This is a genomic window from Pedobacter humicola, assembly GCF_056490705.1.
This window is the reverse complement of record NZ_JBWJIG010000002.1, coordinates 1-11953: the sequence shown is the minus strand read 5'-3', so window position 1 is coordinate 11953 and position 11953 is coordinate 1. Positions and strand designations below refer to the sequence as shown.

The window sequence follows — 11953 nt, the reverse complement described above, 5'->3', positions numbered from 1 at the left end:
GCAAACCACCCGAAACTTGCTAAGTTTAATTTAGGTTTTTAATAATGGACGTCAATTAATTTTTTTGCTAATGCGAGATCGATTTCTCCATTCGAGGAAGCCCTGAGGAAATATGGAGCTTGCCATTGCTGGGTTTTCTCTGCCTGTTTATTGATTGTGGTATCCCACGGGGGATACACCCTAATCCCTCTTTTACCCTCGATGCCATTTTTAGTGATGATTTTATGTTGTACGAGTATTGCCTTTGGGAAGATGAACTGCCCTAAGCGATCTTCGCTTTTTGCAGTGATGATCACCAGATCAAAATTATCATGATCATCAAATGGAGCAATAATACCAGCTTCATTCCTTTTCCAGATGGTAACAAATTGCCCGGTTTTAGTCGGAGTGATTTTTGAAAGACGGTGTTTAATCTTTAAACCTTTTAGTTCAAATGTACAGGCTAAATATTCCTGGCTTTCGCTTTCCATTTGTAAGTTTTTGATTTGATAGCCTAATGGATGGTATATCAAATCGACAGCATTTTTTAATACTGCAGGCAAACGTGTAGTTCGAGTTTCTTTTTCTGGCATTTTCAAGAAATATTGGATTGCATATCGGCTGATCAAAAATTATCTTCTAACGGTGGTCCACAGCATCTTTATTGGTTTTGGCAAGTTATCCATTTTTGCCCATACCCACGGGCAAGATAATTAAGAATTGCTACAGCGATCAACTAATTTAAATTTTGACCATTAAGACGTTAAGACAGCTAGAGGAATCAGCTATTATTCTTCCTCTATAACCGATATACCTTTCGATCGATCACCCGGTGTCCATTCCCATGTTTCATCGAGCCTGATTTGACCGTTTTCCAATAGTTCAGGTTTTGAGTAACAGATCCCCCTCATCAGTGCCCCCTGAACATTTACCTGACGGTAGTGCATTTCGATACAACCGTTCTCATCAGCCAGACCGGTTAAATGACCAGAAATAATTTTAACCGCGAGCATATCCGGCGGTAAGTACATTGCCTGACTGCTGATATTTAAAAATGGATTCATTTGAGGTTTCTCCATTTTCGGTGTTACTGATGGGCTGATAAGTTTGATATTGTAATCAATCATAATACCGTAAATTCATTCCCACCACATGGCGAATAGTTATCGTTAGGGTATTTTTGTTAAAGCTTTACAGCCAGGCCAGTGTAAAAGTTGATTCCGGCGGCTGGATTAAAGTATCTTCCGTTTGCGGCATTTAAATCGTTTCCTAGACTGTAATTAACATTCAGTAAGTTATTTACCCCCGCGAATACATCAACATGGGTTTTACTTATCTTTAAATTCCGGATGCCGGCTTTTGTCTCTACCAAATGGTATCTTTTGGCAAATGCAGTATTTGCATCATTTAAGGGGATGGTAGAAGTATAATTGTGCTGAACAAACAGGTAAAATGCTTTTGGAAAGTTAAACTCTAAACTACTAAGCAAAATGTTTTCAGGTACACCGGTCAGTTTGTTACCGCTATAGCTGGTATTGCCGCTTACAAAATCTTCAAACCTGAAATGGCTAAAAGTATAGTTGCTTCTCAACTGTAGTCCTCTTAAAAAAGAAGAAGGATTTCTGATCATCCAGATGGCTGTTTCCAGTTCGATACCTTCCTGTCTGGTTCCACCGGCATTGATAAAATATTCAGCATCATTTTGGTTTAACCTTCTTACAATGGCATCTTTCAACTGATATCGGAAAATATTTCCGTTGGCATAAAAGCGGTTATTCTTTGTTTTGTAACGCAAGCCCAATTCATAATTCCAGCCTGATTCAGCCTGTAAATTGTTGTTGATGTTATTGTCGGAAGACCTCACTTCTGCAATGGTGGGTGGTGAGTAACCTTTGCTTACCGAAGCCCTGACTGAAAAATCGCTGGTCAATAAATAAGATAGTGCTATTTTTGGCATAAATTGCGCATCAAATTTCCGTTGTTGCGAGGCGATAACCACAGGGAAATAACTTTCATACTGATACCTGTAGAAATTCAGGCTTGAGGCGAGTTCGACCAGCAACTTGCTGTTGATGTCGAAGTTTAATCTTAAATAAGCAAAGTCCTGACTGGCTTTTAACCGGTCGGATGCTTGCATCGCAGTTGCGTCTCCGCCATTATTATCGAAATTATTAATCTGGCTCTTGGTCGCTGAGCTTTCTAAGCCAATCTGTGCATTAAATTTAAAGCCTTCACTCGCCTGCGCATAATCTAAAAATGTCCGTAAACCCAAAGTGCTTTCATAACGTTTTTCGTAATTGGTAATGAAAGGGTTTTTGAAATCGGTATAGGAGGTAAATAGCGCAATAACATGTTTGAAATGCGTATTGATCTGATAAGAATTGGATAAACCTGCGAAAATGGTTTTATTGTAAATGGCTGCCTGCTGTGAAATGGCCCCTGGAATAGTAGGTGTTGCTGGGCGTGCCAGTTTAGGATCTTGATCTAACTGAGCAGCTGTTAAGCCCCCAGGAGTGCTGTATGCCAAATCGCTATAAAAAGCAAAAGCTTTTAAACTACCGGCAGTACTGTAGTTCCATTGGTGTATGGTCTGAAAATATTTTCGGTCCATAGCACTGTTCTGACGGAAACCATCGCTTTTCTGATAACCCTCACTAAAGCTAAAACTGTAGTTTTTAAACTGGTGTTTAATATCGGCCGTTTGATGAAAGAGACCGTAAGAACCGGTTATGGCAGAGGCACTGATTTCATTCTGATCTAAACCTGGTGGATTGATCAAAACGGCGCCTCCGGTATTTGCCCCAAATATACTGGCTTCAGGTCCTTTGTAAATTTCGATGGTGCCAACCGCAGTTACATCCAATGCATTTAAATAGGTGTTGCCACCAGCATCAGTCAAGGGGAAATCGTCGACATAAATCTTAATATTTCTAATGCCAAAAGGTGAGCGCAACAAGCTGCCACGAAGCGATAAACGGTAACTGCCAGGTGAACGTTCTTCCATTCTCACCCCGGGAACGGTGTTAAATGTGCTTACCAATGAACTGGTTTGTTGATTTCGGATTGAGCTGCTATCAAGCAGGTTTACAGCAGATACCGATCTCAATAAAGGTTGATGGTTATAATAACCTTTTACCGTAACCTCGCTAAGTTTTTTTACCGAATCGGGTTTAATGGTCTGTGCTAAACAGCTAAGTGAAAATAAGGTAAAGAGTAAGGTCAGGTTCGGTTTCAAGAGGATAAGGATTGATGGTTTAGCCACAGATCTGGCAGATAAATTTAATGCATATTCTGTGGATCTGTGGCTATTGTATTAATTATTTTGCAGCAACCTTCCAGATTACGCCGCTAACATCGTCGGCCACCAATAAACCTCCATCAGGTGTTAGGGTAATGCCAACCGGACGGCCATATACTTCTGCCTTATCAGCGTCGGCTACAAATCCGGCTAAAAAATCTTCAGGTTTCCCCGTTGGTTTTCCGTCTTTGAATGGAACGAAGGCAACCTTATAGCCAGATATTGCCGACCTGTTCCATGATCCATGTTGACCAATAAAGGCACCACCCTGGTATTTTTGAGGGAATTTTGTGCCTTTATAAAAGGCTAAGCCCAAAGAGGCAGTGTGTGCACCAACAGGTACATCTGGTGCAATTGCTTTTTTAACCATCTCCGGGTTTTTACCTTTTAACCTCGGATCTTCGTTCTGGCCGTAATAAGAAAATGGCCATCCATAGAAGGCGCCGGGTTTTACACTGGTAATATAGTCCGGTACAAGGTCATCGCCTAATCCATCACGCTCATTAACTGCTGTCCAAAGCATATTGGTGGTTGGAGCCCAGTCTACGCCAACCGGATTGCGCAGGCCACTGGCATAAATCTTTTCACCCGTTCCATCGGGATTGATTTCCAGTATATTGGCTCTTCGCACTTCATTTTCCATACCATTTTCACCAACGTTACTGCCCGAACCAACGGTAACGTAAATTTTGCTTTTATCGGCATTGGTAATCAGATTTCTTGTCCAATGGTTATTGTAACCTCCTGCTGGCAAACTTAAAATCTTTTTCCCTGTAGCGGTGATTTTGGTATCACCGGCTTTATATGGATATTGCCATAAACCATCGGTATTGGCCACGTAAAATGAATTGCCGATAATCAACATACCAAAAGGTTGGTTCAAACCATTTAAAAAGGTGGTAACAGTTTCGGGTTTACCATCTTTGTTTTCATCACGGTAAAGCAAAATGGTATTTGCACTTTTTCCCGGAACCTCAGATTTTGATTTACCTGTTACTGTATTGGCCACCGCTTCTGCAGTACTTCTTTCTGAATTGGAAAGCGCCACCAATACGTCGCCATTGGGTGCGATATAGGTGTTGCGTGGGCTTTTGATGTTGGAAGCGAATTTGGTCACCACAAATCCTTCAGGAGCAATGGGCGTTTTGCCATCTGGCCAGCCAATTACTTTGCTGAATTTACTTTTAGCCGCATTGGTATCTGGTGCGGGTAAATCTACTGCCCCATTTTTGGTGGTTACGGTGGTATCTTCTCCCTGTTTCTGCGAATTTGAATTGGATTGACATCCTAAAAGGACTGCTGTTGAGAGTATTGATGCGTAAAAAATCTTATTTTTCATATTAACCGGTTTTAACAATCTTAGAAAAATAACATCAAAATCGGATAGATGTTTTTGATTTTAGCAGAATTGCCACAACTCCGGAATCATAAAAGGAAAGTACCCTAAAGTACCTTCCTTGAGAGAGCGCAGATTGTTTTCCCTGTCAATACATTGTAATGATGAACAAGGATATATTTTAGCATGCTTTAACGGCTTTTTTAAAATAGTGATGTGTTATAGAAGGTATCAGGCAACTTTAGGATAAAGGTGTTGACGCAAAGAAATCTGAGAATAATTTTCCGGTTGAGTAATGTTAAGTTAAAAACGATTAGTTAAAACTAAATTACGGTATGATAACCAAAGATTTAGTTAAGGAATTGTTAAATCGTTTATGAACAGCAACCAGAATTTTGGACGTTTATTTGACCAGGTTTTCGAGCAGTTTTTTCTCGATATCTTTAGCATTCAAAAGCAGTGCAGAGAACTGCGGATCAGACTTTACCAGTAAAAATTTTCCGTCGGGGAGGATAATTGCCGAAGTACCACAAGTGGTATTCTCTTTGAATAACAGCTTTTTGAGAAATCCGGGATCGGTTTCTATTTCTAAACCTTTTGATTTAACCGGACTAAAACTGTTTCCTACCTCACGGTATTGATAAATAGCGACTTTTGGACGGGCTTCAGCCTTTTCGGTAATGTTTTTTTGAAAGGTCCACCTTACATTATTCAGAAACTCAGGGTTTTGATAATCAAGATCATTCCAACAGGCATCTTTATTAAAATCGTATTTGATGATAATGGTATCTTTGAGTGCCAGTCTTTGGTTTTCTTTTAAGAAAAGATGCAGCGAATCTATCTGCGCATCGGTGAGTGTTCCTGCCTGATAACGTTTGGTTTCATCTACATAAAGCTTTGGAGAACAGCTGTAGATTAAGATAGAAAGCAGGAGGAGCGTAAATAACTGCAGTTTGATTTTAGATGTGTTTTTCATTTGTGTGAGCATTAATTTCGAATTTTCCTGACTGGAATTTTATAATCCTGCCAGGAAAATTCTTAATGATAAATTTATAACTTAAATGTTGAGCATGAAAATTTATCAGGTTAAATTGGTTAACCTTTCAAAATTTTTGCCTTTTCGGCATCAAATTCTTCCTGTGACAATATTCCGGCATCCAGTAGTTCTTTAAGGTCTAATAAGGCCTGCTTTTTTGCAGACATGTCAGTTTTTACCGTTGGTACATCGTTTTCTACAATTGCAGTTTTCAAAGGCTGGTGCAAATCGCTTTTCGGACCAGATTTTAACAGTAATTCTGTGATCTCATTAAAACCTTTGATATTCGAATAATCGATTGCTTTCTGTTCTTTTACATTTACAATGCTGGGATCGGCCATTTGCTCAAGTAAAAATTTCACTGCGTCTTTTTTGCCGTTTGCTGCTGCATAATGCAAGGCGGTATTTCCACTTTCATCCTGTATGTTCACATTTGCACCTTTTTCCATTAGCATTTTTAGCATACTCAAATGCCCGCTCTTTGCTGCTACATGGAGCATGCTTTCGCCGCCGTAACTGTAACTGTTATCAAACGAAAAACTGGCCGAAATGGAAATGTTATTGGCCGTTTCTACCCATTCGAGGTAAGAATACATCGAATCGTCTTTACCAGAAAGTGGTTTTGCATAATTGACATCAACGCCGTTATTTAAAAACAGATCGACAATTTCCTTCTGGTTATTGGCACAGGCATACCAGATTGGCGACAGTCCATCTTTTGAGGAAACGAATACATCTGCGCCTTTCTCCACCAGGGTTTTGGTTAGCATCCGGTTGGCATCGTAACAGGCGAGCAACAACGCCGATTCGCCGGCATGGTTGATATGATTAATGTTCGCACCTTTATCCAGGATGAGTTCGACCATTGGTGCGTTTTTAGATTTGACTGCAAAAATTAATGGCGAATCGCCATGTTTGTTTGTGGTATTGATATTGGCACCAAATTCCAATAGTTTCTGCACAATTTCTTTATTTCTCCAGCTGGAAGCGATAAGCAAGGGTGTTTCGGCCTCGTTATTTTCACCATCAACATCAAGCCCTTTGCTGAGCAGTTTTTCCAGTACTTCGATCTGCCCGTTCTGTGCCGTTAAATGCAGCAGGCTGTTCCCTTTTAAGTCTTTAATATCAATTCTGGCTCCCTTATCGAGTAAATAAAGTGCAGTTTGTTTCTGTTTTTGTAAACAGGCAAAGTACAATGGGGTTTCGCCCGCATGGTCCTCGTAATCTAAGTCGGCCCCCCGGTCGATTAAAATCTGTACAAGATCCAGATATCCACGATGCGCTGCATAATGGAGGGCAGTTCTGCCTTTTTCGTCTGTATAACCAATTTCTACTTCACCGTTGGCCAGTAAAAGTTCGGCAATTTTTCGTTTGCCGCTTTCGCAGGCAATTATAAATGACATCGACATATTTAAGATTGTTTCAGCAATAGTTCTACAGTTTTTATTTTCAGGTTATCATCCGAAGCGAGCATTAAAGCGGTCTGATCCTTATCGTTGGTGATTGCAATATCTGCTCCATTTTCGATCAGGAACTTTACTTTACGATAAGTTTCCTTAGCTTTTTCGGCTTCGTAGTTTACATTGTAAGCACAAACTTTATGCAAGAGGGTATTGCCTTCGTCATCGGTTCTATTAATATCAACCTTTCCGGTTTCCAATACAGCCTGCAAAATATCCACCTGTTTTTCGGCAATAACATCCAGTGGTGTTTTATCCGCGCTATACCATATGCTGGTTTGGTATAAATCAGCACCATCTTCAATCAGTTTTTTAAGAAAATTTATGCCGCTTTCGCTGTTCGACATCATCCGCACATATTCGAAAAGCAGGTTTACCCCATCCTTGTTGATCTGATCGAAATCTGGCGAAGCAAAGTTACGCAGGGTGTCATATATAATTTCACTTTGCGAATGGGCCACGGCATAAAAGAATGCCGAATTGCCCTCCCGGTCGGTATGATTGGGATCGGCACCGTTTTCGAGCAGATGTGCGATTAAATTTTTCTTGTTGGTTTTTATCGCGGTAATTAATGGCGTTTCCTGTATTACATTACCTTCGTTCATATCAACACCTTCATTAATGAGTATGTCGATATAGCCTTTTAATAAGTCGGTGGTCTGCTCATCATTTAGGCCATAACGGCGGATGAAACTTTTTACCACCTGATGGATGTAATTTTCTTCGGCGTTGGTTTTAAAGTTTGTGGCACAACCCGCATCAATACAGGCTTTGATCAACCCTAGGCTTACTCCGTTTTCGAAAAGATAACCCAATAATGTTTTGGTATCGACTTCATCATTTAAGTTATCGAAACGGGTAATAAATTCGCTAAAGAATGCGATATCCTCTTTGCTATCGCCAAGATTGCGGACAATACTCTGAAAAATGCTTTTATCAAAATTGTCGAATTCGTAAATGTCGGTTTCGATGGTTTTATCTTTTACCATCATGTGGAGGATTTCGTATTGTTTTTCTCTAACAAGGTTATCCAGAATAGATGATTTTTGGTGTTCCTGAATGCTTTTGGAGAGCTTTTCGCCATGTTGCATCAGTGTTTTGGCCTCATCGAATTTGCGGGCATTTAACAGTTGATCTAAGGTAGCTTCGGTCATTTCAATTAAAAAGTTTAAAATAGATAGATATATTAGATTTTCAACCTACAAAAGTTTAGCCAAAATATGAAGAAGTTAAGGTCTATTTATGTTGAAAGCTTCGCACCGTGGGTGGCGACAGATCATGAGGGTCATGAAAGCTTCCTGCCATGGATGGCGACAGATCATGAGGGTAATGAAAGCTTCCTGCCATGGGTGGCGACAAATCATGAGGGTCATGAAAGCTTCCTGTCCTGGGCAGCCACAAATCATATAAATAGGCAATCCGCATCATAATTAATATCATTAAGTTATAATTATCTATTTTTTTTTGGAAAGCAGTTGAGGCATTCCATAGGTTAATATCTTCCTGCTCTACCTGCTGCCATGAAAAATGGCATTCGTTCGATCAGGTTTAGCTTAGGTGGTTTTCTGCTACTATGTCGGTTTTCCATGCTACAGGCCTAAGTGTATAGCCCTGATCGAAGCGGTATCCCGATTTCCTTGGGGATAAAATGCAGAGCAGGAGTGGCTGTGGGAATTGCAAATGGTGCACTGCTCCAAAATGATATTGTTATTTAGAATAAGCGTTTAATTTATTATCATATGAAGATTCAATAATTTTATACTTCCGTAAATGAAAATTCTTCTCCAATAAAATAACTTTCGCCGAATATCAATAGTTTGAGATTATTATTGGTTTTTGGCATTCCACTAATAAAATTGGATTTTATATGATGTTTTGCTAAACATAGCTGATAATTTTCCATGATTTTTCTAGGGCCTTGAGCAAATAATCCACTGCCTATTTTGCAAAGGTTAAAAATATTCGCTGCGCCATTTATTCCATATGCAAATTGGAAATCCCGGGAGTAGGATTTTAAATGTGATTTGTACAGATCTACAAACAGCTTTTTCGGGTCTTTTGCTTTTCCATTAAAATAAAGTTCGGTATAAGTATCGGTAAACTCATAAAGTAAAAAATGATCAGAGTAGAATGTGAAATAATATGCCCAGCTTCTGATGAATTTTTCATCAACTATATTTTTTATACTAAGTTTCCATACTTGCTTAATTTGTCTGTCGGAGCTGGGATAAAGATCAAAGGTTACTAGAAGGTCGTTGTCCTGATAAATAAGTCCGGAGATAACCATTCCGCCGTCTTCATAATCATCACTGCTAAGTATTTTTTCTAATTTTTCAGGAAGCGGATATTTGAGTGTTTTCAAAGCAGGTTTTTTAGTTTAGGTTTTCCTGAAACTAAAATATAGAAAATACAAGTATGATTTTAAAGTATTTAAACGGTTACGTAAACTATAAATAACATTGCGATGTTCCTTAATTCATTCGATTATTTTATCTTTAGGCGATTTTAAAAAGATCGGTTTACAATGCTTGAAACTGATCTGATCATTAACCTTAATAAGCAAAATCAATATAAACATGTCAAATACATCAAAAATTATCTACACCAAAACCGATGAGGCGCCAATGTTGGCAACCTATTCACTTTTACCTATCGTACAAGCTTTTACCGCATCAGCGGGTATTGATGTAGAAACCAGAGATATTTCTTTAGCAGGAAGAATTTTGGCAAACTTTCCTGAGTATTTAAAAGACGATCAAAAAATTGGTGATGCTTTAGGCGAGCTGGGTGCATTGGCTACCACTCCCGAAGCAAACATCATCAAATTACCAAATATCTCTGCCTCTATCCCGCAATTGGTTGGTGCCATTACCGAGTTACAGGCTCAGGGTTTCGCCATTCCAAATTATCCGGATAATGCGCAGACTGATGAAGAAAAAGCAATTAAAGCTAAATATGCAAAAGTTTTAGGCTCGGCTGTAAATCCGGTTTTACGCGAAGGTAACTCCGACCGTAGAGCCCCAAAAGCGGTTAAAAACTATGCAAAGCAAAACCCACATTCGATGGGGAAATGGTCGGCAGATTCGAAAACTAAAGTAGTAAGCATGACCGAAGGCGATTTTTACGGTTCTGAGAAATCGACAACCGTTGCTGAGGCAAGCCAGTTCAAAATTGAATTTGTATCGGCTGATGGTACGGTAACCGAATTAAAAGCTTTGTCGCCATTAAAAGCAGGAGAGGTGATTGATAGCTCGGCATTGAGTTTATCGGCATTGAAAACTTTCGTGGCCAAAGAAATTGCTGAAGCAAAAGCCGCAGGTGTTTTATTATCTGCACACTTAAAAGCAACGATGATGAAAGTGTCTGACCCGATTATTTTCGGTGCCATTGTTGAAGTGTATTTTGCGGATGTTTTTACCAAATACGCAGATCTTTTCAAAGAACTTAACATCGATACCAGAAATGGTTTAGGTGATGTATATGCGAAAATTGCCGGCAATGCTAAACAAGCTGAGGTTGAAGCTGCTTTGGCTCAGGCCATAGAAAACGGTCCGGCTTTGGCCATGGTTAACTCTGATAAAGGAATTACCAACTTACATGTGCCATCAGATGTGATTGTTGATGCTTCTATGCCTGCCATGATCCGTACTTCTGGCCAGATGTGGAACAAAGAAGGCAAGGCTCAGGATACCTTCGCTTTGATTCCAGACCGTTCTTATGCCGGGGTTTATACCGCTACCATAGACGACTGTAAAGCAAACGGTGCTTTCGATGTGACCACAATCGGTTCGGTACCGAATGTTGGTTTAATGGCCCAGAAAGCTGAAGAATATGGCTCGCATGATAAAACTTTTCAGGCAACCGGTTCCGGAACTATCCGTGTAACTGATGCTGATGGTCAAGTGTTTTTCGATCAGAAAGTAGAAAAAGGCGATATCTTCCGCATGTGCCAGACTAAGGATGCTCCGATTCAGGATTGGGTTAAACTAGCGGTTAACAGGGCACGTTTATCAGAAACTCCGGCCGTTTTCTGGTTAGATGAAAAAAGAGCACATGATAGAGAGATCATTGCTAAAGTAAATACGTATTTAAAAGACCACGATACTACAGGTTTAGATATCCGTATTTTGGCACCGATCGAAGCCACTAAATTTACGTTAGAACGTATCCGTAAAGGTTTAGATACCATTTCAGTTACCGGTAACGTATTGCGTGATTATTTAACGGATTTATTCCCGATTTTAGAGTTGGGAACTTCGGCTAAAATGTTATCAATCGTTCCTTTGATGAACGGTGGCGGTTTATTCGAAACCGGTGCAGGTGGTTCTGCCCCAAAACACATCGAGCAATTTATAGAAGAAGGTTATTTACGCTGGGATTCGCTTGGTGAATTTTTAGCGCTTCAGGCTTCTTTGGAGCATTTATCGCAAACACAAAATAATGCAAAAGCACAGGTATTGGCCGATGCTTTGGACGAGGCTAACGCTAAATTCCTGGCAACAGATAAATCTCCTGGTAGAAAATTGGGAACGATCGACAACCGTGGCTCTCATTTCTATCTGGCTTTATATTGGGCTGAAGCATTAGCCGCTCAAACAAAGGATGCTGATTTGCAGGCTAGATTTGCACCATTGGCTAAAACTTTATTGGAAAATGAAGCGAAAATTAACGAAGAGTTGATCGGTTCTCAGGGCAAGCCTCAAAACATTGGCGGTTATTACAACCCGAATGATGAATTGACAAGCAAAGCCATGCGCCCAAGTGAAACATTAAATACTTCTTTGGCCAGTTTATAAACTAAAGAAAATGATAAGTGAAGCGTTCCGATGTAAAATCGGAACGCT

10 protein-coding genes are annotated in these 11953 nt (G+C 39.9%); 1 reads left to right on the top strand and 9 read right to left on the bottom strand.

Annotation, left to right across the window (positions count from 1 at the left end):
* Nucleotides 1-38 precede the first annotated feature (38 nt).
* The 9 genes from AC04Q1_RS03615 to AC04Q1_RS03575 all read right to left on the bottom strand — a co-directional run bounded on the left by AC04Q1_RS03615 (nucleotide 39) and on the right by AC04Q1_RS03575 (nucleotide 9471).
* A complete protein-coding gene (locus tag AC04Q1_RS03615; RefSeq protein WP_478361899.1) occupies nucleotides 39-572 on the bottom strand; it encodes a MepB family protein in 534 nt (177 codons plus the stop codon).
* Between the two features lie 195 nt (nucleotides 573-767).
* Nucleotides 768-926, bottom strand: a complete 159-nt coding sequence (locus AC04Q1_RS03610) for an avidin-fold protein (protein ID WP_478362834.1) — start codon at nucleotides 924-926, stop codon at nucleotides 768-770.
* Between the two features lie 52 nt (nucleotides 927-978).
* Nucleotides 979-1074, bottom strand: coding sequence for an avidin-fold protein (locus AC04Q1_RS03605; protein ID WP_478362832.1), 96 nt, complete (start codon nucleotides 1072-1074; stop codon nucleotides 979-981).
* 88 nt (nucleotides 1075-1162) lie between these two features.
* Nucleotides 1163-3214 (bottom strand): TonB-dependent receptor, encoded by a 2052-nt coding sequence (locus tag AC04Q1_RS03600; protein WP_478361897.1) that lies wholly within the window; start codon nucleotides 3212-3214, stop codon nucleotides 1163-1165.
* Between the two features lie 82 nt (nucleotides 3215-3296).
* Nucleotides 3297-4616, bottom strand: a complete 1320-nt coding sequence (locus tag AC04Q1_RS03595) for a PQQ-dependent sugar dehydrogenase (RefSeq protein ID WP_478361896.1) — start codon at nucleotides 4614-4616, stop codon at nucleotides 3297-3299.
* A gap of 400 nt (nucleotides 4617-5016) precedes the next feature.
* Entirely contained in the window at nucleotides 5017-5589 is a 573-nt protein-coding gene (locus AC04Q1_RS03590) for a hypothetical protein (RefSeq protein WP_478361895.1), read from the bottom strand.
* Nucleotides 5590-5708: 119 nt separating this feature from the next.
* On the bottom strand, nucleotides 5709-7052 hold the full coding sequence (locus AC04Q1_RS03585; RefSeq protein ID WP_478361893.1) for an ankyrin repeat domain-containing protein: 1344 nt from the start codon (nucleotides 7050-7052) through the stop codon (nucleotides 5709-5711).
* 8 nt (nucleotides 7053-7060) lie between these two features.
* A complete protein-coding gene (locus AC04Q1_RS03580; RefSeq protein ID WP_478361891.1) occupies nucleotides 7061-8263 on the bottom strand; it encodes an ankyrin repeat domain-containing protein in 1203 nt (400 codons plus the stop codon).
* A 602-nt stretch (nucleotides 8264-8865) separates the two neighbouring features.
* The gene (locus AC04Q1_RS03575) at nucleotides 8866-9471 is read right to left on the bottom strand and encodes a hypothetical protein (RefSeq protein ID WP_478361890.1); all 606 of its coding nucleotides are present in this window, start codon (nucleotides 9469-9471) and stop codon (nucleotides 8866-8868) included.
* A gap of 214 nt (nucleotides 9472-9685) precedes the next feature.
* Here AC04Q1_RS03575 and AC04Q1_RS03570 point away from each other — a divergent pair, with 214 nt between their 5' ends.
* Nucleotides 9686-11905 (top strand): NADP-dependent isocitrate dehydrogenase, encoded by a 2220-nt coding sequence (locus AC04Q1_RS03570; protein WP_478361888.1) that lies wholly within the window; start codon nucleotides 9686-9688, stop codon nucleotides 11903-11905.
* Nucleotides 11906-11953: the final 48 nt, after the last annotated feature.

Bases quoted from the DNA above. Each gene is read 5' to 3' on its own strand.
- AC04Q1_RS03615 (WP_478361899.1), bottom strand. From the start codon at position 572: ATGCCAGAAAAAGAAACTCGAACTACACGTTTGCCTGCAGTATTAAAA.
- AC04Q1_RS03570 (WP_478361888.1), top strand. From the start codon at position 9,686: ATGTCAAATACATCAAAAATTATCTACACCAAAACCGATGAGGCGCCA.
- AC04Q1_RS03595 (WP_478361896.1), bottom strand. From the start codon at position 4,616: ATGAAAAATAAGATTTTTTACGCATCAATACTCTCAACAGCAGTCCTT.
- AC04Q1_RS03585 (WP_478361893.1), bottom strand. From the start codon at position 7,052: ATGTCATTTATAATTGCCTGCGAAAGCGGCAAACGAAAAATTGCCGAA.
- AC04Q1_RS03590 (WP_478361895.1), bottom strand. From the start codon at position 5,589: ATGAAAAACACATCTAAAATCAAACTGCAGTTATTTACGCTCCTCCTG.
- AC04Q1_RS03580 (WP_478361891.1), bottom strand. From the start codon at position 8,263: ATGACCGAAGCTACCTTAGATCAACTGTTAAATGCCCGCAAATTCGAT.
- AC04Q1_RS03610 (WP_478362834.1), bottom strand. From the start codon at position 926: ATGCACTACCGTCAGGTAAATGTTCAGGGGGCACTGATGAGGGGGATC.